Origin of the sequence: Halorubrum trueperi, from assembly GCF_042662525.1 — an archaeon.
GTDB lineage: Archaea > Halobacteriota > Halobacteria > Halobacteriales > Haloferacaceae > Halorubrum > Halorubrum trueperi.
Window position 1 is genome coordinate 510372 of the sequence record NZ_JBHSXI010000001.1, and the last position, 22892, is coordinate 533263.

At 64.4% G+C, this 22892-nt stretch carries 23 protein-coding genes; 12 read left to right on the forward strand and 11 right to left on the reverse strand.

Annotation, left to right across the window (positions count from 1 at the left end; translation table 11 throughout):
• Positions 1-148 precede the first annotated feature (148 nt).
• From ACFQEY_RS02670 to ACFQEY_RS02680, 3 genes are all read right to left on the reverse strand, one after another.
• Positions 149-334 (reverse strand): HEWD family protein, encoded by a 186-nt coding sequence (locus ACFQEY_RS02670; protein ID WP_379764530.1) that lies wholly within the window; start codon positions 332-334, stop codon positions 149-151.
• 104 nt (positions 335-438) lie between these two features.
• Complete coding sequence (locus ACFQEY_RS02675; protein ID WP_379764531.1) at positions 439-1707, reverse strand: hypothetical protein; 1269 nt, start codon at positions 1705-1707, stop codon at positions 439-441.
• 2095 nt (positions 1708-3802) lie between these two features.
• Positions 3803-4474: a DUF6517 family protein gene (locus ACFQEY_RS02680; RefSeq protein WP_379764532.1), complete on the reverse strand. Its 672-nt coding sequence runs from the start codon at positions 4472-4474 to the stop codon at positions 3803-3805.
• A gap of 156 nt (positions 4475-4630) precedes the next feature.
• Between ACFQEY_RS02680 and ACFQEY_RS02685 the strand changes: the two genes are divergently transcribed.
• Entirely contained in the window at positions 4631-5398 is a 768-nt protein-coding gene (locus ACFQEY_RS02685) for a hypothetical protein (RefSeq protein WP_379764534.1), read from the forward strand.
• A 27-nt stretch (positions 5399-5425) separates the two neighbouring features.
• On the opposite strand, the gene ACFQEY_RS02690 is transcribed toward ACFQEY_RS02685, so the two are convergent.
• Together ACFQEY_RS02690 and ACFQEY_RS02695 are read right to left on the reverse strand one after the other, a co-directional pair.
• Positions 5426-6016 (reverse strand): DUF7097 family protein, encoded by a 591-nt coding sequence (locus tag ACFQEY_RS02690; RefSeq protein ID WP_379764536.1) that lies wholly within the window; start codon positions 6014-6016, stop codon positions 5426-5428.
• A gap of 60 nt (positions 6017-6076) precedes the next feature.
• On the reverse strand, positions 6077-7423 hold the full coding sequence (locus ACFQEY_RS02695; protein WP_379764538.1) for an alkaline phosphatase family protein: 1347 nt from the start codon (positions 7421-7423) through the stop codon (positions 6077-6079).
• Between the two features lie 145 nt (positions 7424-7568).
• Between ACFQEY_RS02695 and ACFQEY_RS02700 the strand changes: the two genes are divergently transcribed.
• Positions 7569-8513 (forward strand): PhzF family phenazine biosynthesis protein, encoded by a 945-nt coding sequence (locus ACFQEY_RS02700; RefSeq protein ID WP_379764540.1) that lies wholly within the window; start codon positions 7569-7571, stop codon positions 8511-8513.
• A gap of 58 nt (positions 8514-8571) precedes the next feature.
• Positions 8572-9522, forward strand: a complete 951-nt coding sequence (locus ACFQEY_RS02705) for a calcium/sodium antiporter (protein ID WP_379764542.1) — start codon at positions 8572-8574, stop codon at positions 9520-9522.
• 354 nt (positions 9523-9876) lie between these two features.
• On the opposite strand, the gene ACFQEY_RS02710 is transcribed toward ACFQEY_RS02705, so the two are convergent.
• The gene (locus ACFQEY_RS02710) at positions 9877-10158 is read right to left on the reverse strand and encodes a HalOD1 output domain-containing protein (protein ID WP_379765097.1); all 282 of its coding nucleotides are present in this window, start codon (positions 10156-10158) and stop codon (positions 9877-9879) included.
• Positions 10159-10670: 512 nt separating this feature from the next.
• Between ACFQEY_RS02710 and ACFQEY_RS02715 the strand changes: the two genes are divergently transcribed.
• From ACFQEY_RS02715 to artA, 5 genes are all read left to right on the forward strand, one after another.
• The gene (locus tag ACFQEY_RS02715) at positions 10671-12125 is read left to right on the forward strand and encodes a D-aminoacyl-tRNA deacylase (RefSeq protein ID WP_379764544.1); all 1455 of its coding nucleotides are present in this window, start codon (positions 10671-10673) and stop codon (positions 12123-12125) included.
• Between the two features lie 132 nt (positions 12126-12257).
• A complete protein-coding gene (gene ftsZ, locus ACFQEY_RS02720; protein ID WP_379764546.1) occupies positions 12258-13412 on the forward strand; it encodes a cell division protein FtsZ in 1155 nt (384 codons plus the stop codon).
• Positions 13413-13548: 136 nt separating this feature from the next.
• Positions 13549-13725: a protein translocase SEC61 complex subunit gamma gene (locus ACFQEY_RS02725; RefSeq protein WP_379764548.1), complete on the forward strand. Its 177-nt coding sequence runs from the start codon at positions 13549-13551 to the stop codon at positions 13723-13725.
• Positions 13725-14177, forward strand: coding sequence for a transcription elongation factor Spt5 (locus ACFQEY_RS02730; RefSeq protein ID WP_379764550.1), 453 nt, complete (start codon positions 13725-13727; stop codon positions 14175-14177). The genes ACFQEY_RS02725 and ACFQEY_RS02730 overlap by 1 nt, the downstream gene beginning before the upstream one ends.
• 135 nt (positions 14178-14312) lie before the next feature.
• Positions 14313-15275, forward strand: coding sequence for an archaeosortase A (gene artA, locus ACFQEY_RS02735; protein WP_379764552.1), 963 nt, complete (start codon positions 14313-14315; stop codon positions 15273-15275).
• A 34-nt stretch (positions 15276-15309) separates the two neighbouring features.
• On the opposite strand, the gene ACFQEY_RS02740 is transcribed toward artA, so the two are convergent.
• Positions 15310-15654: a hypothetical protein gene (locus ACFQEY_RS02740; protein ID WP_379765117.1), complete on the reverse strand. Its 345-nt coding sequence runs from the start codon at positions 15652-15654 to the stop codon at positions 15310-15312.
• Between ACFQEY_RS02740 and ACFQEY_RS02745 the strand changes: the two genes are divergently transcribed.
• A complete protein-coding gene (locus ACFQEY_RS02745; RefSeq protein ID WP_379765099.1) occupies positions 15539-16735 on the forward strand; it encodes an MgtC/SapB family protein in 1197 nt (398 codons plus the stop codon). The genes ACFQEY_RS02740 and ACFQEY_RS02745 overlap by 116 nt on opposite strands.
• Before the next feature lie 44 nt (positions 16736-16779).
• Here ACFQEY_RS02745 and ACFQEY_RS02750 read toward each other — a convergent pair whose 3' ends face one another.
• From ACFQEY_RS02750 to dph5, 3 genes are all read right to left on the reverse strand, one after another.
• Positions 16780-17154: a CBS domain-containing protein gene (locus ACFQEY_RS02750; protein ID WP_379764554.1), complete on the reverse strand. Its 375-nt coding sequence runs from the start codon at positions 17152-17154 to the stop codon at positions 16780-16782.
• A gap of 78 nt (positions 17155-17232) precedes the next feature.
• Positions 17233-17619 (reverse strand): CBS domain-containing protein, encoded by a 387-nt coding sequence (locus ACFQEY_RS02755; protein WP_379764556.1) that lies wholly within the window; start codon positions 17617-17619, stop codon positions 17233-17235.
• A 184-nt stretch (positions 17620-17803) separates the two neighbouring features.
• The gene (gene dph5, locus ACFQEY_RS02760) at positions 17804-18601 is read right to left on the reverse strand and encodes a diphthine synthase (RefSeq protein WP_379764558.1); all 798 of its coding nucleotides are present in this window, start codon (positions 18599-18601) and stop codon (positions 17804-17806) included.
• A 171-nt stretch (positions 18602-18772) separates the two neighbouring features.
• On the opposite strand from dph5, the gene ACFQEY_RS02765 reads away from it, so the two are divergent.
• From ACFQEY_RS02765 to lrpA1, 3 genes are all read left to right on the forward strand, one after another.
• Positions 18773-20668, forward strand: coding sequence for a 2-oxoacid:acceptor oxidoreductase subunit alpha (locus ACFQEY_RS02765; RefSeq protein ID WP_379764560.1), 1896 nt, complete (start codon positions 18773-18775; stop codon positions 20666-20668).
• Between the two features lie 2 nt (positions 20669-20670).
• Positions 20671-21609 carry a thiamine pyrophosphate-dependent enzyme gene (locus tag ACFQEY_RS02770; RefSeq protein ID WP_379764562.1) on the forward strand — a complete coding sequence of 313 codons (939 nt, stop codon included), beginning with the start codon at positions 20671-20673 and terminating at the stop codon, positions 21607-21609.
• Positions 21610-21716: 107 nt separating this feature from the next.
• Complete coding sequence (gene lrpA1, locus ACFQEY_RS02775) at positions 21717-22145, forward strand: HTH-type transcriptional regulator LrpA1 (RefSeq protein WP_379764564.1); 429 nt, start codon at positions 21717-21719, stop codon at positions 22143-22145.
• A gap of 163 nt (positions 22146-22308) precedes the next feature.
• On the opposite strand, the gene ACFQEY_RS02780 is transcribed toward lrpA1, so the two are convergent.
• On the reverse strand, positions 22309-22779 hold the full coding sequence (locus ACFQEY_RS02780; RefSeq protein ID WP_379764566.1) for a GNAT family N-acetyltransferase: 471 nt from the start codon (positions 22777-22779) through the stop codon (positions 22309-22311).
• Between the last annotated feature and the right edge of the window lie 113 nt (positions 22780-22892).

Here is a 22892-nt window from a genome sequence, read left to right on the forward strand (position 1 = left end):
TGGGAGGTTTGCTCGTCCGGTTCGATTCGATGTTTCAATAACTATTCGTCAACAGGTACCAATCGCGTCGCGTCTCGGATATCGTGACGGACGGATCGAATGTATCGACACGACGGGTCAGTGTCGTCGTCGGCTGAACGACCCTCCCCTACGGTTGATCCGACCGAGGCTTGTCGATCGGGGTGAACGATCCGTTAATGTCCCACTCGTGGATACAGAAGACGTCGCCCGGTTCGTCGGCGATATGCCAACCGCCGGTGGTGTCGTCCCACCGCTCTTCGCGACCACACAATTCGCACTCCCGCTCCCGCGGCGGGGTGATGGTTACGCTCATACGCGCATGATGGCGACGGTCCAGCAAAAGAATACCGTTGAGCGGGGACGATCGAAGGGAAGGATCGAAGGGGAGGATGCAATCGGGACGACCGGTGTCACGGGTCACAGCCCAACACGGCGACGATATCCGACGAGCAGGCTCGCGCCGACGATTGCCCCGAGCGCCGTGAGCGGCCCGAACCCGGGAACATCGTCGGCAGTCGTTCGGATGGGAGCGTCCTCGTAGTTGGGCGTGGCCGGCGAGTCGGCCGACTCCCCGGTCGCGTTCTCGGCCGCCGCCGTGCGGCCGTCGGAAGCCGCCGGGCGAACTGCCCTCGCGTCGGTGTCGTTTGACCGGCGCTCCGCCGCCGACGCCGTCAGCACGGCCACCGAGGTGCTCGGTGCCGCCGAACGGAGGTCCGCGGCCGGTCGGACGCCGAATCGATCGCCGTTCGGGAGATCGCCCTGAGTCCCCGGCGTGTCGGTGGGTGGTGACGACCCCGCCGTCCGATCGCTGCCGCCCGATCCGTCGGAAGAGTTCGCATCGCCCCGAGTCCCGGAGCCGCCCGCGGATCCGATCGTATCGCCGCCTCCCGCTCCGCCGCCCGTTCCACCCGCCCCGCCAGTCCCGCCACCCGTTCCGATCCCTCCCGCGTCGCCGCTCGCTACGCCGCCTCCCGTCCCGCCGCCTGCCACCTCGCCACCTCCTGTTCCCCCTCCGTCGACGGCTCCCTCGCCGTCGAGGTCGCCGTCGACGGACGTCGTTTCGGCGTCTTCGGTCTGCGTTCGGCGGGAATACGTCAGGTTCGCGGTCACAGTGTGGTCGCTCTCCGGGTCGGCCGTCGCTTCGCGGAGACGGTCGTCGTTCACGCGGAACGCGGCCGTGAACGCCTCGTCGTCCGCCGGTCGATCGTCCGTCGCGAGGGCGTCGGCGGCGTCGGCGACGAGGTAGAGGCCGCTCTCGTCGAGGTGGACGGTCGCGTTCTCCGGGATGTCGCCGGTGCCGTTCGTCGCGTTCAGCTCGCCGGATTCGGCGTCGCGCGACCGGATTCCGAACGCGAACCCGTCGACGCCGTCGAGGTCTGCCCCGGTTGCGAGCGTCACGTTCTTCGTCTCTGGCAGGCCCGTGAGGCCGGACGCGTTCACTCCGTAGACGACGGTGTCGTTGTCGGCGATCGTCGACGACCGCGAGAGCGTCCCGTTCGTGATCGCGTTCCGTACGGCTTCGCCTGACCCGAACTCGGCGGGATCGAGTGTCGACGTCGTGTACGCCGCCACGCCGCTCGTCGAGCGGTTGCGAAGGGTGACCGCCGTCTCGTTGGTGGTCGCGACGTTCCCGTGCTCGGAGCGAACGGCGATCTCGTAGCTGCCGGGCGGAAGGGTTCCGTTCACCGTCGTCGTTTCGACCGATTCGACCGTCGCTCCCGCCCCCGTCGTGACGAAATTGTCGCTCAGAGACGCGTTTCCTGCCGCATACGTGTTGAAACCGATCGAGGTCTGGCCTTCGGTGGGCGTTGCGAGTTCGACCGTTGCGACTGTGGAATTAATATTTTTATTCAATAATAAAACATTTGACATTGCTGTGTTGTGATATATTGTAGAATGAAAGAAGCCACCGACCTCTGTATGTCCTGCTTCCCCATCTATTCTACTATACTGATCATTAATGCTCTCTATATGAAACGAATCTGTTCTTTCAAAACCGTCTTCCTTAAGATAATAGTCCCCAGTTTGCAGATTTGAGGTGTTGAAAGCAACAACACTTGAATTATTAATCGATTCCCCGACATTTGATAGGACTGATGTTTGGTTTCCTGTAGTTCTGTATAATTCTACTAGATCTGATTCTGAGCTATTTGTTTCAAAGACAATTGGATCTCCAGCATATAAGCTGGCTTGTGTTTCGCCATCATCAAATATGTATTTTGTTTTAATAGTTCCATCTGGGCTTTGGGTAAATTCCTCAGAAATTGTGATAAGGCCTTTGTCAGAAACGCCAGTTTCTACAAATTTATTTTCTGCGTCTGTGTTTGGAAGAATATATGTTGAATTTAAATCTGCTTCTTCGCCTTCCTCATATCCTCTTGCAAGTCGTAAAGTCGCCGCAAAACGATTACTGTTCCAAATTGTTGTGTTATTTCCTTGGTTATCTCTTACATCTACTGTTACATCTTCAGTTGTAGTTGTCAAAACCCTTGAATAGCCAACAGATGTGCTATAATCGATCTGCTCATTACCAGTTATAGGATGAATCGAAATAAGATATGGTGTATCTTCGTCATTTCCATCCCGAAGTTCAGTTTCTTCTATTGTTATGTTTGACGTGATTTCTGATTCATACTCTTGATTTGTAAATTGAATACTTCCCAAAAAGATCTGTATCACATCACTTGATATTGCAGAATTAATTGATGAATCAGACAAATAAGTTCCACTACTATTCTGCGTACTATCTAAATACTCATCTGGAATAAGGTGAACCCTCATATAGCCACCTACATTTGCATTGATTGTCTTGTTTTGAGTACCATTCAAAGAATTAGCAGAAAATGCTTCAGATCCAGCAATGCGAGTCCCATCTGATCCTTCCGTAACAACTATTGTAGAATTGACATTTGAGTCGGGGGCACTTACAGTAATAGCTGGTGTTGTCCGAGTGGTGCCAGAAATATGAGTAGAACCTGTGGCTTGATCCAATGCAGCTATCGATCCACCTGCAATTTTGAAACTTTCAGATTTTAATATTTTATTCTCATCTACTAGAGTATGATAATCTTTATCACTACCTTCTATTACTGTCCCTAGTTTATAATTAACATCTGAAGATTTTGTTGCTTTAGATGCATCTATATCTTCAAATTGTACTGTATGAATCTCGATTGATTTCGATAGCTCAACCTGAGATAAGGTAATTACAAAAAGTGAACCGTTGTTTACGCTAGTTTTCTTGATATTCTTCACCTCAGCATTTGATATATTAGCTCTATTTATGCTTGCATTCGAAATATCTACACCATTATAATTCAATTCTGATATATTTATATACAATTTTATATTATCATTACTCTGAGTATCATTTCCATGATCTATTGAAGCGTTTGTTATTTTGTGCGTACCTTCTTCTGGAAATAATGTATCAACCTCTCCTGATTGATTTAAGACAGGATTCTTTATTGAATTTGCTTCAGCCGACATCGAACCCATTCCAAGGACGCATACGCCCAAGACCAGCACGGCCAGAACTGCGATGACGGTCGACACGTGTTGCGTTGGGGATCTCCGAACCATCGTGAAGTCCACAAGTACGAGAGCAGCAGCTAGGGGGACTCTCTCGCCGGCACACGCGACGTCACGAGCCCACTACGTCGCCGCAGCCTCGCATCGCGGGATACTCTCACTCGGTCCGATTCTTTATAAATGAGTTACGGACCACGAAGCTTCTCCTGTCGGAAATAAACGTCACTGCAGCCGATCGACTCGTGCGACGTTAGTGTTCGACGTGCTCCATCAGCGAGAGCACCGAATCGGCGGCGTCGACGGCGGTGGGATGGACGCCGACGAGCGCGATCACGTCTTCGTTGTGTTGGACCGTCCCCACGTACAGAAGCACCGGCACGTCTTGGGCTTCGCCTCCCTGCGCGCCTTCAGCGTCGATATCGGCGTCGACGGTCGTTTCGAGGATCGATATTTCGACCTCCTCGCCGAGTACCGTCCGCGTCTCCGAGCCCCGCGCCTCGATGTCGTCGGCCTGAATATCGGTGTCTTCGCCGCCGATCCCCTGTTGATCGACCTGCTCTAGGAGCCGCCGGATCAGCTCCGTGTCGTCCGCGCGAACCAGCGGGTTGACCGACTGACCGCCGACCGAGGCGTCCGGGGTGCTCCCGACGAACAGAGCCGAACCGTTGTCGCCGTTCTCGTATCCGGCGACCCACGTCGTCGCCGACACCTGCGCGTTCACGCCCGCCACATCGAACTCCTGTTCGAGCGTGAACGACTCCGGCTCCTCCCCCTCGTACCCGGCTTCGTCCGCGGCATCCGACGGGATTCGGGCCGGTTCCGCGTCGAACTCGTAGCTCCCATCCTCGCCGCCGCCGGCGCACCCCGCGACGGCGACGGAGGTCGATGCGGCGACGGCCGCGAGCAGTCCGCGTCTGTGCATATGGGGGGATTCGCCCGGTTGGACGCATAAGCGTATCGCTGCAAATTCGCCGTTCTGATACTCTCGCTGACTTGACGCCGCTCCAGTTGGAGGGGTCCGTCGGACCGGCGACGGAAGGCACAAAGTTCACGGTGTGTCGCGCGCGAGGTGAGGCAAATGGAACGCCGAGGACAAACGGGGCTGGCGGAAGCGCTCCTCCTTGACGTCGTTCGTCTCCACGAGACGTGGATGGAGGTCGTCTTCCCCAGACAGCTCGATCCGAGCGCGGTGCTGGGGAAGTGGAAGCCCGAAACGAGCGTCCAGGCCGTCGGATACTACATCTGGGCGGTTCTCGGAGCGCCGCTCGTCGCGGTCGTGTACCCGCTCCTGATCGTCGGATTCGCCACGCGGTACTACGCCGCGAAACTCGACTCCGCGGTCACCCGATTCGGCGTGGCGGGCGCGGTCCTCGTCGCGACGGTCGTCTGGGGCTCTTTGACCCTCCTCGCGCACTTCCAACTCCCGACCGACGTGATGCTCGGAATCGGCGGTGCCAGCGCCGTCGCCGTCGTCGCCGCGGGGCTCGCGGCCGGATTCTCGAAGGTCGGCGGGCGCTTCGTCAGCGTCCTCCTCGCGTATCCCTTCGCGATGACCGCCATCTTCCTCCCACCCGTCGTCGCCGCGCTGGTCACACCGGCCATCTCGGGCGTCATCCTCGATCCGAGCTACGAGCTCGCGCGGTGGATACTCGACACATTCCTCGCCGTCGGCGGGATCAACGAGACGCTCCGCGCCGCCTTCGACTTGGAGACGTTCGGCGACCAGTGGGGCGTCTCCGGGTTCGGGTACGTGCTGATGTGGATCGGGATCTCCGTCCCGCTCGGGTGGTTCCTCGGCCTCCTGGTCTCGCTGGCGAACCTGATCCGCCCCAAGCCGGACGCCTGACGGCGGCTATTTCGGACGGCGCGCTCGCTACCGCTTGCGCCGCTCGTCCCCTCCGAACCGCTCGCTCGCGGTCTCGAAGGCGGATTCCGACAGTTCCTTGCTCCGACGGCCCTCCCGTTCCGCAATCGCCTCGGGATCGGGGCTCGCGTCGTCGTCGATGCGCGCGAACGATCGGTGGACCTTGGTGTGACACCAACGGCAGAGCGCGACGGTGATCTCGTGAGGGTCGGCGTCGTCGGGCGGGGAAGCGTCGTCGTGCGCGGAAGCGTCGTCGGGAGTGGTGGCGTCGGAAGAAGTGGCGTCGCCGTACGACAGGTGGTGTTCCTCGACGAGCGGACGGGCATCGTCGTGCGCGAGTCGGACCTCCGCCAGCCCGCATCGAAGACACTCTCGGGTATCCGCGGTCGACCGGTAGTGGGGACACTTCCGCCACGCCTCCTCGGCACCGACGTGACACGCGTAGTCGTCGCCGCGCCGGTCAGCGGCGAAGGCGGGGTCGTCGCCGGAGCGCGTCAGTGCGAATCGACAGCGACCGTCGTCGGTGAGGTGGTCGCAGACGCCGGCGACCGCGTACGGGTCGTCGATGCCGACGGGCGTACCGTCGGGCGTGCGTTCCATACCAGACGGTTCGCGTCGGGACACTTCAACTCGATCACGAGCGGGGGAACGACCGGTCGGCTAGACGAGGCTCGCACCGTCGAGATCGGTCCGACCGTACTCGACGTCGAGGAGGCGAAGGAGCGTCGGAGCGATGTCGAGGAGGTCCGCGTCCTCGACATTGGCGTCCGGGTGGTCGACGAACAGGGCGGCGTCCTCGAACGTGTGCATACCGGTCCGCGGGCCGTCGGGGTCGAACACGTCGTCGTGGGGGCGGAATCCGGACTTGAGGTCGAACCCCCGGTTCGGGATGACGACGAGGTCGGGGGCGATCTCGTCGTGGTCGCCGCGGAACACCGTCTCGCGCTCGACGACGCGCTTCGCGACCGACTCGCCGTTCGGGCCCTCCCACGCCTGCAGCGCTTCCTGTAGCTCGGCGCGCACGGTCTCGTACTCGGATTCGGGGACGGTCCCGTCGGGCTCGCGACCCTCCACGTTCAAATAGAATCGACCGGGTACGAGCGAGTACGCGCGGGTCTCGTCGTCGATGTCGGCCAATGCCCCGTGGTCGTCCTCCGCGTACGAGAGCCAGCCCTCCCGTTCGAGCCACTCGTTGCAGTACACGTCGTACCTGAGCCGGGCAAACCCGTGGGTGGAGCCGACGACGAGGGTCACGTCACTCGGCAGCGCCTCGCGGATCGCGCCGATATATTCGTCGAGGGCCCCGTAGAAATCGAGCACGTCGTCGCGGTACGTTCCCGACTCCTCGTAGTCGCCCCACAGGAAGTGGTTGATCCGATCCGGCGCGGTGAACACGCCGACGAACAGGTCCCAGTCGTCCATCTCGACGTAGCGAGTGAACGCCTCGGCGCGAGCGTCGAGCGTTTTTCGCGCGTGCTCGATGAACTCCGTCTTGTCCGCCTTGTGCCCGAGTTTCGCGTTGACCGACAGCGTGTAGTCGCTCTGAGCGAGGTAGTCTCGAAGCTCCTCGGGGTGTGCGGCCTTGTCGACGTCGGGCGAGAGGTAGCCGGAGACCATCCGCTGGACCGTCCGCTGCGGGGGGAACGTGACCGGGACGTTCATCACCGTCGCGTCGAGGCCGGCGTCGGTCGCGCGGTCCCACACCCGCGTCGCCTGCACGTCCCGCCCCATGGGGACGTACGTGTCGTACGATCCGATCTCGCGGTCTTGAAAGCCGTACACGCCGGTCTCGCCGGGATTCACGCCGCTCGTGAGAACCGGCCAACACGCGCTCGACTCGGGCGGGACGATGCTATCGATCTGTCCGCCGTCGCCCTTGTCGCCGATCGCCGACAGCGTCGAGAACGTGTCCGGGTTGTCGGCGACGAGGCTGTGGGGAAGACCGTCGATCCCGAGGAACGCCACGCGGGGCGTGTCGTTCCCTCGTAGCCGGTCGAAGAGACCCATACACACACCATCCGTCGTGGAGGCCAAAAGGGTTCACATCGGTCGGCCGCCTCCCGCGCCGTCTCGGATCGGGTCCGCGACGACGGCGGATCCGCCCCTCGCCGGTCCTCGGGAGCCTTTTGAGGGCGGCCGATGAGGTAGGCCCATGGAAACGCGACGCGCGCTTCTCGTCGACGCGTTCACGACCGAGCCGCTCGCCGGCAACGTGGCCGGGGTCGTACCGGACGCGGCGGGACTGAGCGACGATCGAATGGGGAACGTGGCGGCGGAACTCGGGGCCTCCGAGACGGCGTTCGTCTTCGAGGCCGGCGACGGCGCGGACGAGCGTCTCCGCTATTTCACCCCGTCGACGGAGGTCGACCTCTGCGGACACGCCACGATCGCGAGCTACGCCGCGCTGCACGCCGCGGGTGAGATAGACGCCGGCGAGCGGACGCTCCGGACGAACGTGGGCGACCTGTCGATCGAAGTCGACGACGACGGAACGGTCTGGATGCGCCAGAACCTGCCGACGGTCGAGTCCGTGGACGCGGAGGACCTCGACGCCGACCGCATCGGGAGTGCGCTCGGCGTCGATCCGGCGGCGCTGCGGGACATCGGCGCGGATCTCCCCGTCGCCGTCGCGTCGACCGGGCTCCCGTGGCTCGTCGTCCCCGTGAACTTCCTCCAGCGGCTCGGCGAGGCCGAACCGGACACGGCAGCCGTCGAGGCGATATCGGCCGAGCACGACGTTGCCGGCGTGTACGCGTTCACGTTCGACGCGCTCGACGCGGAGTCGACGCTCCACGGACGGGCGTTCGCGCCGGCGGTCGGCGTCCCCGAGGATCCCGTGACGGGAACCGCGAGCGGTGCGGTCGGTGCGTATCTCCGGGCGGTCGGCGCGTTCGACGGTGAACTCCCGGACGAGCTGCGGTTCGAGCAGGGTCACTTTCTCGACCGCCCGGGACACGTCCGGGTCCGCGTCGAGGGCGACGCGGTCCGTGTCGGCGGCGAGGCGGTGGTCTCGACCGAGGGCGAGATCCGGATGCCGACCGGGGTCGACGACGGAGGCGACGGCGGAAGTGACGGCGACGGGATAATCGAGGCGTGAGCGCCGCACCGGATCGAGACCACGACGCTTTTTAAAACGCCGAGGACAATCGAAGGGCGTGCCACTCGGGTCTCCGCTGACGGAACTCCTGTTACTCGCCGCGGGTGCCGTCCTCCTGTACGCGGGCGCGGAGCTGCTCGTGCGGGGGGCGAGCGAGCTCGCGCTCGCTATCGGACTGAAGGCGTCGACCGTCGGCGTCACCGTCGTCGCGTTCGCGACGACCGCCCCGGAGCTGTTCGTCGCGCTGATGGGTGCCGTCACCGTGTCGACGGACATCGGCCTCGGTGCGATCGTCGGCTCGAACGTCGCGAACGTCGGCCTCGTGCTCGGGATCTCCGCGCTGATCCGCCCGCTCGCGATCTCCGAGACCGTGCTGAAGCGACACGTCCCGTTCATGCTGCTCGCCGCGCTGCTGCTCGTCGGACTCGGTTGGGACGGCCGGATCGGGGCGATCGACGGGATCGCGCTGCTCGGAACCCTGATCGCGTTCACCGTCGTGATCATGCACCGGATACGGGAAACGCAGTCGGGAATCTCGGCCGCCGAGCGCGAGGGGATGCCCGACGCCGACCCGCGCGACGTCGCCGCCGTTCTCGGCGGGATCGTCGCGCTCGTGCTCGGCTCCCGTTGGCTCATCGACGGCGGGCAGTCGCTGTTGTCGGCGGCCGGGTTCTCGGACATCTTCATCGGGCTCACGGTGCTCGCGCTCGGCACGTCGCTGCCGGAGCTCGCAGCCAGCGTCGTCTCCGCCGTCCGCGACGAGGCCGACTTCAGCGTCGGCAACGTCGTCGGCTCGAACATCTACAACATCCTCGCGGTCATCGGGATCGTCGCGGTCGTCACGCCGATCGGCGTGGCCCCCGGCGTGCGCGGCTTCGAGTTCCCCGCGCTCCTCGCGTTCACCGCGGTCCTCGTCTGGATGATGTATCGGGGCGAGCGGATCTCCCGGCTCGACGGCGGCGTCCTCGTCGTCGGCTACGTCCTGTTCGTCTACCTGCTGCTACCGTGAGCGCGGGGGAGCGTCCGCCGAATACCGGACTCCATGTGCGGTGGCACGCCTCCGAGCACTCTCTTATAAGCTAGCGCGAGGAGAGAGTGACCTTCGGTCTCTCTGACAGCCGGCGACGAAGCCACCGGCGAGAGCCCACGAGATCGCCGGCGCTGTGCGCCGGCTGCCAGAGAATCTTCGATTCTCGCGACTGGGGCTTTGAAGCTGTTCACCGCGCCAGCAACGGTTTATACCCGAGCGGCATTGTTGAAATAGCAGCCGATAACACATTTTGACCCGACTACGGCCGATACGAGCGATGTCCTTGTTGAATGCGTTAATTGACATCTTTGATAGCGACATGAGGCCACCTGCTTAACGGTCATCGGTCAGAACAACTTGGCCATCCTCTTGCACGACGACACGGTAGCCATAGTATGAAAAGCGAACCATCCCGGAACGTCCCTGACCCCTAAAAAGAGCGTCTAAGGCATCCGGATCAATCACTTCGAGAAGCGGAGTCTCCACCTCCGTTGAGTCAATACCCAGTTCATCAGCAACGGCTTCAACAACTTTCATACTTTGCGGCAAGTTGGACGACTTTCTACGATTACTCATAGCTGGAGATCCGCTTCGTCGTAAGTGACAACCCATCATAAAACCCGATCTTCGGCATTTGAAGCCCTGTATCGTATTTATATCGTTGTACACACCAAATTCGCCGGTGTACGAGTTGCCATCCGCTGAATTGTGCAAGGCGACAGTATGGCTGGCCGGAGTCCAAGTACATCAAGAGACAACGTGTTAGCGATCTTCGAAGATAACGACGACAAGTGCGAGCCATTTACTGCCCCGCAAATCGCCGAACAACTCCAATCCGATGTCCACCGCAATACCGCTCGAAATTATCTCCAAGATCTCGAATCCCTCGGCGAACTCCGAACGAAGAAAGTTGGCCCCGGGCGTGTGTGGTGGCAGCCCTGCAAGGAATAGTGTTTCACTAGATCCCAACCGAGCGGCTTGGGCGCTGACGTTCGTCGTCGTCGATTCGAGCGTGCCTATTTATAAGTGATCGACCGGTGCGGCAACCGAGTTCGTCGCCGATCCGTCGACGCCCTCTCGCGCTCGAATCGACGGGTATTCGGCCGCCCGCCTCCGATCGACGACCCGTGATAGCGATCGTCGTCAGCCGGGCCGACAGCGCCTCGGAACACATCGGGGAGCACCTGCTCGACCTCGTGAGCTGGGAGCGCCGCGACGATCCGAGTCGCTCCGACGCCGCCGGCGGCGGGACGTACTACCGGACCGACGGCTTCGAACTGCGCGAGTTCGACGGCCTCCACATCGAACTGGACGACCCGGCGGTCGCGTTCTCGGAGTCGCCCGAGTTCCTCGCGTTCGTCTCCCGGCACTCCGGCGACACCGGACGACTCCTCACCGCCCACGCAACCGGCAACTTCGGGCCGGCTCCGTACGGCGGCAAACCGAAGACCCTGTCGCGAACCGCCCCGGGAGCCGAAAAGCGCGTCGTCGAGGCGCTCGCGGCCCGTGCTCCCGAGGGGTACGACGCGGGCATCGAGTGCACCCACCACGGGCCGACCGACGTCTCCGTCCCGTCCCTGTTCGTCGAACTCGGATCCGCCGAGCCGCAGTGGACCGACCCGGGGGCCGCCCGGGCGGTCGCGCGGGCGGTCCTCGACCTGCGGGGAACGGGATCGGATCACCTGCGGGGTACGGGACCGGATCTCCGGAACGGCGACGAGGTGCCGGACACGCGGGACGGCGACGAGGAGCCGACGGCCACGCCCCGCCACGTCGTCGGCTTCGGCGGCGGCCACTACGCCCCGCGGTTCGCCCGGATCGTTCGCGAGACGGAGTGGGCGGTCGGGCACGTCGGCGCGGACTGGTCGCTGGACGAGATGGGAGGACCCGAGGCGAACCGCGAACTCGTCGAGCAGGCGTTCGCGCGGAGTCGGGCGGACGTCGCCGTGATCGAGGGGGATCGACCCGACCTCGCGGCGACGATCGAGGACCTCGGTCACCGCGTCGTGAGCGAGACCTGGATTCGCGAGGTCGGCGACCGCCCCCTCGCACTGGTGGAGCGACTGGAGGCCGATCTCGAACCGGTCGACGACGGACTTCGGTTCGGATCGGTGTCGTCCGTGGATCCGGATGGCGACGTTGGAATCCGAATCCGCGAGCTCCCGGCTGAGTTGCTCTCGCGGGCACAGGGCGTGGACTCCGAGTCCGCCCGCGCCGCGGCCGAGTCGAACGCCGTCGCCTTCGAAACGGAACAGGCCGGGACGCGGGCCGTCGGCCGGGCCGCCTTCTCGACCGAGCCGGAGACGCCCGGCTACGCCGACCTCGTCGCCGATCTCGCGGCGGTGCTGGAACACGGATACGACGCAGTCGAGGTCGCGGACGACGTCGTCGTCGCCCGCGAGACCGCCTTCGATCCCGAACTCGCAGCCGAATGCGGGGTTCCCGAAGGGCCAGCGTTCGGACGGCTCGCCGACGGCCGGTCGGTCGACGTCGACGGCGAAACGGTCGACCCCGAGGACGTGTCGCGGTCGCGGACGGATCGATTTCCCATTAACACCGTCACGAGCGGCGCGGATCGATAGCGACGCGGATCGCGGTTCGTGTCTCCCTTTCCGCGATAGGCTCGATACGTCTGACCATTGGCTCGATACGTCCGACCATCGTCAGACGATCGGGCAAAAATAAATACGTCCGGGTCGCAACCACACCACATAATGGACTCTATCGTAGAGGACGCCATCGACGAAGCCGAGGAATCCCCGGCGGACGACGCCGGGGAGGCCGGCACCGGCGCGAACGACGCGACCACCAGTGCCCCGCCACAGTCCGGGACGATGACCGACGACGAGCTGCAGGACGTCCTCCAAGACCTCCAGACGAACATCACCGTCGTCGGCTGCGGCGGGGCCGGCGGAAACACCGTCAATCGGATGACTGAGGAGGGGATCCACGGCGCGAAGCTGGTCGCCGCCAACACCGACGTCCAGCACCTCGTGAACATCGAAGCGGACACGAAAATCCTCATGGGTCAGCAGAAGACCCAGGGCCGCGGTGCCGGCTCCCTGCCGCAGGTCGGCGAGGAGGCCGCCATCGAGTCCCAAGAGGAGATCCAAGACGCCATCGACGGCTCGGACATGGTGTTCGTCACCGCCGGGCTCGGCGGCGGCACGGGAACCGGCTCCGCGCCGGTCGTCGCGAAGGCCGCCCGCGAGTCGGGCGCGCTCACCATCGCCATCGTCACGACGCCGTTCACGGCCGAAGGCGAGGTCCGACGGACGAACGCAGAGGCCGGCCTCGAACGCCTCCGCGACGTGAGCGACACCGTCATCGTCGTCCCCAACGACCGCCTGCTCGACGCGGTCGGGAAGCTCCCCGTCCGGCAGGCCTTTAAGGTGTCCGACGAGGTGCTGATGCGCTCGGTGAAGGGGATCACGGAGCTCATCACGATGCCCGGGCTGGTCAACCTCGACTTCGCCGACGTCCGCACGGTCATGGAGAAAGGCGGCGTCGCGATGATCGGGCTCGGCGAGTCCGACTCCGACTCGAAAGCGCAGGACTCCGTGAAATCGGCGCTCCGCTCGCCCCTGCTCGACGTCGACATCTCCGGCGCGAACTCGGCACTGGTGAACGTCACGGGCGGCACCGACATGTCCATCGAGGAGGCAGAGGGCGTCGTCGAGGAGATCTACGACCGGATCGACCCGGACGCTCGGATCATCTGGGGAACCTCCGTCGACGACGAACTGGAGGGCGAGATGCGGACGATGATCGTCGTCACCGGCGTCGAGTCGCCGCAGATCTACGGCCGCAACGGCGAGCCGCCGGAAGGCACGGCCGCCGAGATGGAAGACATCGACTACGTGGAGTAGCGCGCCGACCGACCTCGGGGTCCCCTATCGAGATAGAGTTCCTTCGGACGTTCGCGCTCCGTCGACATCGTCGGTGATGCGTCGATCGACCCGCATCAAAAGGTAAAAACCGTCTCGTCTCGAACTCGGTCGTAAGATGGACGTTCCGTACGACCTCAACAGCTATATTCGCGTGCTGAAACTGGCGAGCACGCCGAGCACCGACGAGTTCCTTCAGGTGTCGAAGATCGCCGGGGCCGGCATCATCCTCATCGGATTCATCGGCTTCCTCATGTTCGCGATCATGAGCCTCCTACCGGGGGTCGGCGCGTAATGCCGATATTCTCGGTCAAGACGACCGCGAGCCAGGAGCGAACCGTCGCCGACATGCTGGCCGAAAAGGAGATGCCGGAGATCCAGGCGGTTATCGCCCCCGACCAACTGACGAGCTACGTCATGGTCGAGGCGACGGACGGGAGCGTGTTCGCCCGCATCCTCGACGAGATCCCCCACGCCAGCGGCGTGATTCAGGGCTCGAAGGGGCCGGCCGAGAGCCCCTTCTCGGAGGTCGAGCACTTCCTCTCGCCGACCCCCGACGTCGAGGGCATCGCCGAGGGCGACATCGTCGAGCTGATCGCCGGGCCCTTCAAGGGCGAGAAGGCCCGCGTCCAGCGGATCGACGAGGGCAAAGACCAGGTGACCGTCGAGCTGTACGAGGCGACCGTCCCCATCCCGGTCACGGTCCGGGGCGACCAGATTCGGGTGCTCGACTCGGACGAGCGCTGAGCGTGCGCTCGTCTCTCCGATTACTTTTCGTCGCTGTCAGCCCGCCTTTCTGATCTCCTCTCGTCTCGTCCGATCTACCCGACGATCCGTCGGCAACGACAAGGGCTTTATTCGGGGACGACCGACGGTTCGGACATGTTCGGTCCCGGCGTTCCGGCCGTGTTGAGCCTGTTGCCGGACACGTTCACGTTCGCCTGGATCGTCGCGATCCTCTTTGCCGTCGCGTGGCTGCTCGACAGCCGCGGACTGGCGGCGGGCCGCTCGCTCGCGGCCGGGACGTGGGCGCTGTTCGGGCTGTTCTGGCTGACGACCGTCCCGTACTTCGCGCTCGAACACCAGAGCTACGTCGAGTCGATCCTCGCGCTGGTCGGCGTCCCGGCCTGCATCTACGCGGGATACCTTCTCTACGACGGTCGCGCGTCGCTGTTCACGCTCACGCGGGCGATCTCGATCATGTTGTTCATCTACCTCCCGTTCGAGACGATCCCCGCGTTCACGGTCGGCGGCATGGCGTTCCCGGAGCCCCGCCGGATCCTCATCGAAGCCGTCGCGACCCAGACCGGCTTCCTCATCGACCTGCTCGGGTACGCGCCCGAGCGGGTGACGAGCAACGAGGGGTACGACGCGGCCTACGCGTGGGCACTGGAAAATGGCCACACGATCCGAGTCCACATCGTGTTAGCGTGTACGGGACTCGGGAGCATGGCGATCTTCGGAGGACTGGTCACCGCCGTGCAGGCCCCGCTATCACGCAAGCTCCGCGCGCTCGCGGTGTCGATCCCGCTTATCTACGTCCTCAACATCCTCCGGACGGCGTTCATCTCGATCGTCGCCGGCAATCAGTACATGCACTGGTACCCGGACCTCGTGTTGACGATGTTCGGCGCGAGCGACCCGTACCGCGTCTCGTTTCTCGTCTCCGATCGGATCATGAGCCAGCTGCTCGCCGTCGTCGCGCTCATCGGGATCACGTTCCTCGCCGTCCGCGAGCTGCCGGAACTCGTCGTCATCCTCGAAGATGTACTGTACCTGCTCACCGGCGAGGAACACGACCTCACCGAGTCGCTCGATCTCCCGCGGGAACCGACGAACCGCTGACTCGACCGCGATGACGTCTCCCGCGCTCGCTTCTCTATATACTACTATATAGCAAGCTATAGGCGTCGCCATCGCCTGGCTGGTGGTATGCACGCGACGACACAGTCGGTGCGACGACGCCGTCGGCCGCCGTGGCGATCGCGCAGCCGGTCACGGCGTCGATCCGGCCGCGAATTCGGCGGGCGATCCGGCCGTCGTCGGGGTGATCGGCCGTGTTGAGCGCGGTCGACCCGATCGCGTACCTCGAGACGAGCGTCGCGAAGCTGGTGGTGGCGACGGCGCTGGGTATGTTCCTGGGGCTCGAGCGGGAGTGGTCACAGAAGTCGGCGGGGATCCGGACGTTCGCGTTGATTAGCCTCGCTGCGGCCGTGTTCTCCATGCTCGACGGCGACGGGCTCCTGCTCGTCGGCGGCGTTCTCATCGTCGCCATCGCGGTGCTGTTGGCGGTCCGCAGCTTCGTCGAGGCGGACGTCGACGGGCTCTCGCTGACGACGTCCGTTTCCATGCTCGTCACCTACGGCGTCGGCGCGCTCGTCGCCGAGGAGTTCTTCATCGAGGCGGTGACGGTTGCCGTGCTCTCGTCGCTGCTCCTCGTCCTGAAACGGGAGCTCCACCAGTTCGCGTGGGGGCTTTCGCGGGAGGAGGTCCGCAGCGCGGTCGAGTTCACGATCCTCGCGTTCGTGGTCTTCCCGCTGCTCCCGTCGGAGACGATCGATCCGTGGAACGCGATCCAGCCTCGGCTCGTCTGGTCGCTCGTCGTCGCCGTCAGCGCCATCGGCTTCGTCAACTACGTGCTGGTGAAGCGCTACCAGGGTCGGGGGTACGCGGTCACCGGATTCTTCGGCGGGCTCGTGAACTCCACGGCGGTCGTCGCCGAGATGGCGAAACGGGCGAAGGGTCGACCCGACCTGACGGACATCGCCGTCGGCTCGATCCTCCTCGCGAACGCGGCGATGGCGTTCCGCAACGCCGCGGTCGTCGCCGCATTCGTCCCGGAGGCCGCGGTCGCCGTCGGCGCGCCCCTCGGTGCGATCACGGTCGCGGGGGTCATCATCGCGGTGTGGCGCAGCGACTGGCGGACGACGGTGGAAGCGGAGCTCACCTCGCCGTTCAGCCTGCGGAACGCCCTGACGTTCGGCGCGCTGTTCCTCCTCGTCCTGCTCGTCTCGGCGGCCGCCGAGCGAACCTTCGGCGCGGGCGGATTCGTCGCGACTGCGTTCCTGGCGGGACTCGTCTCCTCCGGGACCGCGACGACGACGGCGGTCTCCCTGCTCGGAACCGGTCAGATACCCGTCGACACCGCGGTCGCGGGTGTCGTCGCCGGAACGGCGGCGAGCATCCTCGTCAAGACGGCGTTCGCGGCGAGCATCACTCGGGATCTGGTCCGTCCGGTGCTGTTCTGGAATCTCGTGCTGATCGCCGTGGGGGTCGCGGTCGGCGTCCCGCTGTTGGTACTGTGACCGTCCGCACGCGATCGGGCCCCCGCCGACGGTTCGCGTCCCGATCAGGACAGGTGTTCCGCCACGTCGGTCGACGAGACCATCCCGAGGTAGTCGTCGTCGACGACGGGGAGGTGTTTCACGCCGTACATCGTCATCATCGCCGCGACCTCCTCCATCATGAGATCCGGCGTCACGGTCTCGACGTTCTCCGTCATCACGTCGCGGACCGTCGTCGTGGAGGTGTCGCGACCCTCGGCGACGGCACCGATGATGTCGCTCTGCGTGACGATACAGCCGCCCCCGGTCGTCACGACGAGCGCGCTGATGCCGCCGTCGTCCATCCGCCGCGCGGCGTCTCGGAGCGGCTCGTCCGCCCCTATCGTCTCCAACGGCGTCGACATGACATCGCTGACGCGGGTTCGGTCGTTCAGATCCATGCTGTGGTGTGTGCTACCACGTGTGATTACTCTTCCGGAAGCTGCAAGGGGATCGCCGCGTCGCAGCGGTGGTGAATGTCACCGCTTCCCGGAGACGTACGCGGTGAGATCGGTGGTCGAGACCATGCCAACCGGAACGCGGTCCCCGTTCGTCACGGGCAGGTGGGTGTATCCGTGCGCCGTCGGTTCCGCCAGCTCCTCGACGGTGTCGTCGCGCCCAACGGTGACAATATCGGTCGTCATGAACGCCTCGACCAGAGTCTCGTCTTTGGGGTCGTTCTCGCGCACGAGCGCGACGAAGTCCGTCGCGGTGATCAGGCCGATCAATCGGCCGTCGTCGTCGACGACGAGGATCGAACTCACCCCGGTCTCCAACATGCGCTTCGCCGCGTCGGCGGCGGCGGCGTCCGGCTCGATCATGACGAGGTCGGTCGACATGAGTCGCTCGACGGAGAGAGTTTCCATGCGTCGTGCTAACGCGAGGCGTGAATATCAAACGACCGATCATCTCGGACCCCGGTCGGAGTTCGACTGGTCGTCTGGGATCGCGGCTGGACGTCGATCGGGTCGGTTCTCGAATCGGTTGCGACCGCGGCTCACTCCCCCGAGTCACCCGTCGCGGCTCACCCCCCGAATCACCCGTCGCGGCTCACTCCCCGACGAGGTCCCTCGGCGCGCCCGCGAGCCCTGCGAGCGCATCGGCCTCGACGTGGTGGAGGTCGCCGGGGATAACGAGCAGGTGGAGGGGCTCGCCGAACTCCCGATCGGCGAGCGCGCTCAGACGGTCGGCGGCGACGACGGCGTCGGGCGAGCCCGCGCGGGCGATGACGACGGCGAGCTCGTCCGCCCACCCGTCGGCGAGCAGGGCGGCGGCGACGTCGGCGGTCATGTACTCCTCGTGGTCCGGGTCGGGTCCGGTCGGTCCGGTGCCGACCTTGATGTCGAGGTAGACCACCGTGTGGAGCCCGCGCTCCCGATTCGCCTCGATCGTCTCGATCACGCTTTGAGGGACTCCGTCACCGCCGTGTGCGTACGGGAACGGGAGCGTCGTCGCCTTGCCGAACCGGTAGTTCTGGAGCCCGGTGAGACTCGACGCGGCCGACTGGGCGGTCACGCCGTGGATCACGCGCGTGTCGATGCCGCGCTCTTCGGCGCGCAGTCGGAGGTCTGCGTGCGTCGTCGAGATCATCGTGTCGCCGGCGGTGCAGAACGCGGCGTCGCCGTCTTCCGCCGCCGCGAGGATCGGCTCCGGGTCTCGCTCGACCCCCTCCCGCGCCCGAACCTCGACGTCGACGTCGTGGTACGCTTCGAGGTCGTTGACGTCCGCGCCGACCAGTTTGCTTGTGTAGAACTCGGCGAAGACGCGGTCCGCCGCGCGGAGCGCCTCCCGACCCTCGACGGTGACCGAGCGCTCGTCGTAGAGCCCGAGTCCGATGAACGTGAGCATACCGACGGTCGGGGGGGCCGCGTCTAAAAGGGCGCGGAACGCACATTCCGCCCCCGATCGGAGCATCTCGTCACGGTCTCTCATGATCGTTCCTTGTGATTCCATAGCAAGCCCTAAGAGGTAACCAACACAAGGTCGAATCACGAGGCCCTCACGGGCTCACATACCACTATGACTGACGACGAACTCATCTGGCGGATTTCGGGGGGATCCGGTGACGGGATCGCTTCGACCAGCCAGAACTTCGCGAAGGCCTTGATGCGATCGGGGCTCAACGTCTTCACGCATCGCCACTACCCGTCGCGGATCCGCGGGGGCCACACGTACACCGAGATCCGCGCGTCCGCGGACCCGGTTCAGTCCCGCGGGGACGGCTACAACTTCCTGCTCGCGCTCGGCGACTCGTTCGCCCGCAATCCGCAGGAGGAGGCAGTCTACGGGAACGAAGAGATAAAACCGCTCTCGGAGAACCTCGACGAGCTCCGGGAGGGCGGCGTCATCGTGTACGACGAGGGGCTTCTCGACGCCTCCGAGATCCCGAACTTCGAGGAGCGCGCCGAGGAGAACGACTGGCACGTGTATCCCCTCGACCTCCGCGGCCTCGCCCGCGAGCAGGGCCGCGAAGTGATGCGTAACACCGCCGGCGTCGGCGCGACCTGTGCGCTTATCGGCATGGACCTCGACCACGTCGAGGATCTCATGCGCGATGCGATGCCGGAGAAGATCCTCGACCCGAACCTCGAGATCCTCAACATCGCGTACGACCAGGTCCGCGAGGACTACGACGTCGACGCGTCCGACGTGTCCGTCCCGACTGGCGAACACGACGAGACGCAGCTGCTCATGTCCGGCTCGGACGCCATCTCCTACGGTGCCATCGACGAGGGCTGTCGGTTCATCGCCGGCTACCCGATGACGCCGTGGACCGAGGTGTTCACCATCATGACGAAGAATCTGCCGAAGCTCGGGGGCATCTCCGAGCAGGTCGAAGACGAGATCGCGGCCGCCGCGCTCGCGGTTGGCGCGTCGCACGCAGGCGTCAAAGCCATGTCCGGCTCGTCCGGCGGCGGCTTCGCGCTGATGTCCGAGCCGCTCGGGCTCGCGGAGATGACGGAGACGCCCGTCGTCCTCGTCGAGGCCATGCGCGCCGGTCCGTCGACCGGGATGCCGACGAAGCCGGAGCAGTCCGACCTCGAACACGTCCTGTACACCTCGCAGGGCGACTCCCAACGCGTCGTTCTCGCACCCGGGACGGTCGAGGAGGCGTACGAGCAGTCGCGACTCGCCTTCCGGCTGGCCTACGAGTACCAGATCCCGTCGATCCTGCTGTACGACCAGAAGCTCGGCGGCGAACTCGTCAACGTGCCAAAGAGCCACTTCGACCGCGAGCCGAATCCGACGCTCGGGAAGACCCTGAGCGAGGACGCGCTGGCGGAGGAGCCCCACTCGGCCGACGGGAAGTTCCATCGGTTCCAACACGACGTCGACGACGGCGTTTCCCCGCGTTCGATTCCCGGCCAAAAGGGCGGTCGCTTCCTCGCGACCGGCAACGAGCACGACCCCACGGGCCACATCGCCGAATCGGCCGACAACCGCGTCGCGCAGATCGACCGGCGGACGGAGAAACTGGAGGCGATCCGCGCCGACCTCGACGCGGAGGACACCGGTTCGTACGTCGGCCCCGAGGACGCACAGTACGGCATCCTCACCTTCGGGAGCCAACAGGGCACGGTCGAAGAGGCCGTTGGCCGCCTCAACGACGCCGGCATTTCGGTGAAGTCGTACGGTGTCTCCGACATGCTTCCGTTCGCGACCGAACAGGTCGAGGCGTTCATCGAGAGCGTCGACGAGGTCCTCGTCGTCGAGATGACCGCCTCGGGACAGTTCCGCGGGCTCATCCAGAAGAACGTCGGCCGCTACGGCGAGAAGCTGTCGAGCCTGCTGAAGTACAACGGGAACCCGTTCGAGCCGGCGGAGATTGTCGACGGGTTCGAGACAGCCATCGTCGAGGGCGACGGCGACGCGTCCGGCCACCAGACCACCTTCGTCCCAGCCGCAGGTGACTAACCATGAGCACGTTTTCAGCAATCGGAGAGGAACGAGAGATCGACCGCGACGAGTACACACCCGGCGTCGAGCCGCAGCCCACGTGGTGTCCCGGCTGCGGTGACTTCAGCGTCCTGAAGGCGCTCAAGCAGGCGCTCCCTGAAGTCGGGCGCACGCCCGAAGAGACCCTGCTATGCACCGGAATCGGCTGTTCGGGCAAGCTGAACAGCTATCTCGACACGTACGGGTTCCACACGATTCACGGGCGTTCGCTGCCCGTGGCCCGCGCCGCGAAGCTCGCGAACCCCGACCTCGAAGTGATCGCCGCCGGCGGCGACGGCGACGGCTACGGGATCGGCGGGAACCACTTCATCCACACGGCCCGGGAGAACCACGACATGACGTACATCGTCTTCAACAACGAGATCTTCGGGCTCACGAAGGGACAGACCTCCCCGACCAGCCCGAAGGGCCACAAGTCGAAGACGCAACCGTCCGGCAGCGCCAAGGAGCCGATCAAGCCGCTCTCGCTGTCTTTGAACGCCGGTGCCTCGTACGTCGCTCGCACTGCAGCGGTCAACCCCAACCAGGCCAAGGAGATCCTCATCGAGGCGATCGAGCACGACGGCTTCGCGCACGTCGACTTCCTCACCCAGTGTCCGACGTGGAACAAGGACGCGCGGCAGTACGTCCCGTACATCGACGTCAACGAGTCCGACGACTACGACTTCGACAAGACGGACCGCGTCGAGGCCGCGGAGATGATGCGGACGACCGAGGAGGCGCTGTACGAGGGCGAGGTCCTCACCGGTCGCTTCTACGTCGACGACGATCGCCCGTCGTACGGCCAGGAGAAGCGCGCGATCGGCGAAATGCCCGAAGAGCCGCTGGCCGAGCGATACTGGGACGACGAGTACGAGTGGGAGCGCTCGCACGACCAGTTCCTCGACAAACACGCCTGAGGCAGCCCTCAACCGGGATCGGCCGCCGATCCCGCCACGGTTCGTCGTTCGCTCGGCTCGTTTTTCGATTCGCAAGGTATTTTTTCTGTGGTGACAAAGTCGTCGACATGAGTACGGTATCGACCGAAGAGCGGATCCTGTCGGTGTTAGAGGAGGATGCGCAGGCCTCCTGTGCGGAGATCGCGGATCGGGCCGACGTCTCGAAGCCGACGGTGCGGAAGTACATCGACCGCCTCGAAGAGAAGGGCGTGATCGTCGGCTACTCCGCCGAGATCGATCCGAAGAAGCTCTCCTCCCAGTCGATCGCGATGGTCGGAATGGACGTCGATTCGGGCAAGTACGTCGGCGCGACCCGGACGTTGAAGGGACTGGACGAGGTTCAGTCGCTGTACACCTCCTCGGGCGACCACATGTTGATGGCCGAGGTTCGCGCGACCGACGGCGACGAACTGGGCGACGTGATCTCCGAGAAGCTGCTCGGGGTCGACGGGGTCACCGCCGCGCATCCCTCGTTCCTTCAAGAGCGACTGAAGTAGGCCGCTCGCGACGAGTTACGCCGAGCTGGATCCGTCTCCGCCGTATCCGGTCGCTATCTGGTGATTCAGGTCGCTATCTGGTGATTCCGACAGATATGCTCCGATCCCTCCGATCCCTCTCCGTCCCTCCGCTCTCGGTTCCCTCTTTTCGCTACGCGGCCGCTCACTCGAGCGCGCCGACGTCGGCGACGACGATCGACTCGTCGCCGGCGGGACCGCGCCGAGTGCCGCGCGGGCTGAATCCGTGTGCACTGAAGAACTCCTTTGCTCCGGGGCTGTTCGCGGGGACCGTCGCCCGGAGGGTGTCGATGCTGCGGTCGTCCACGGACGACGCGACCCGCGAGAGTAGGTCCGTCGCAACGCCCTCGCCGGCGTGGTTCGGGTGGACCCACAGCGCGAGCAGTTCCGCCTCCGGCCCCTCCGCGTCCGGGTGAGCGATGGCGACGCCGACGGGGCCGTCGTCGTCCTCCATCAGGAACGACCACTCCGCCTCCGCGGCGGCCTCGCGGACGCCGGCTGCGGATACGTCGAGTAAGGGTGCACCGATGTCGTCGAAGACGGTCGCCTCGCGGGCCCGCGAGACGGCCGTTCGCAGCGCCTCCGCGTCGTCAGGGCGGGCCGCCCGGACATGCATATCTGACCATGAGTGAAGGCATCACCTATAGGTTTCGGGACGTCAACGTTCACCGTCAAAATGAGCGAAGACTGCACGTCCTCTCTGTCTTCGTGGCGGGTGAAATCTTTCGT

Coding starts and splice junctions, on each gene's coding strand:
- ACFQEY_RS02670 (WP_379764530.1), bottom strand. CDS start 334: ATGAGCGTAACCATCACCCCGCCGCGGGAGCGGGAGTGCGAATTGTGT.
- ACFQEY_RS02680 (WP_379764532.1), bottom strand. CDS start 4,474: ATGCACAGACGCGGACTGCTCGCGGCCGTCGCCGCATCGACCTCCGTC.
- ACFQEY_RS02685 (WP_379764534.1), top strand. CDS start 4,631: ATGGAACGCCGAGGACAAACGGGGCTGGCGGAAGCGCTCCTCCTTGAC.
- ACFQEY_RS02690 (WP_379764536.1), bottom strand. CDS start 6,016: ATGGAACGCACGCCCGACGGTACGCCCGTCGGCATCGACGACCCGTAC.
- ACFQEY_RS02695 (WP_379764538.1), bottom strand. CDS start 7,423: ATGGGTCTCTTCGACCGGCTACGAGGGAACGACACGCCCCGCGTGGCG.
- ACFQEY_RS02700 (WP_379764540.1), top strand. CDS start 7,569: ATGGAAACGCGACGCGCGCTTCTCGTCGACGCGTTCACGACCGAGCCG.
- ACFQEY_RS02710 (WP_379765097.1), bottom strand. CDS start 10,158: ATGATGGGTTGTCACTTACGACGAAGCGGATCTCCAGCTATGAGTAAT.
- ftsZ (WP_379764546.1), top strand. CDS start 12,258: ATGGACTCTATCGTAGAGGACGCCATCGACGAAGCCGAGGAATCCCCG.
- ACFQEY_RS02725 (WP_379764548.1), top strand. CDS start 13,549: ATGGACGTTCCGTACGACCTCAACAGCTATATTCGCGTGCTGAAACTG.
- ACFQEY_RS02730 (WP_379764550.1), top strand. CDS start 13,725: ATGCCGATATTCTCGGTCAAGACGACCGCGAGCCAGGAGCGAACCGTC.
- artA (WP_379764552.1), top strand. CDS start 14,313: ATGTTCGGTCCCGGCGTTCCGGCCGTGTTGAGCCTGTTGCCGGACACG.
- ACFQEY_RS02740 (WP_379765117.1), bottom strand. CDS start 15,654: ATGGAGAACACGGCCGCAGCGAGGCTAATCAACGCGAACGTCCGGATC.
- ACFQEY_RS02750 (WP_379764554.1), bottom strand. CDS start 17,154: ATGGATCTGAACGACCGAACCCGCGTCAGCGATGTCATGTCGACGCCG.
- ACFQEY_RS02755 (WP_379764556.1), bottom strand. CDS start 17,619: ATGGAAACTCTCTCCGTCGAGCGACTCATGTCGACCGACCTCGTCATG.
- dph5 (WP_379764558.1), bottom strand. CDS start 18,601: ATGCTCACGTTCATCGGACTCGGGCTCTACGACGAGCGCTCGGTCACC.
- ACFQEY_RS02765 (WP_379764560.1), top strand. CDS start 18,773: ATGACTGACGACGAACTCATCTGGCGGATTTCGGGGGGATCCGGTGAC.
- ACFQEY_RS02770 (WP_379764562.1), top strand. CDS start 20,671: ATGAGCACGTTTTCAGCAATCGGAGAGGAACGAGAGATCGACCGCGAC.
- lrpA1 (WP_379764564.1), top strand. CDS start 21,717: ATGAGTACGGTATCGACCGAAGAGCGGATCCTGTCGGTGTTAGAGGAG.
- ACFQEY_RS02780 (WP_379764566.1), bottom strand. CDS start 22,779: ATGCATGTCCGGGCGGCCCGCCCTGACGACGCGGAGGCGCTGCGAACG.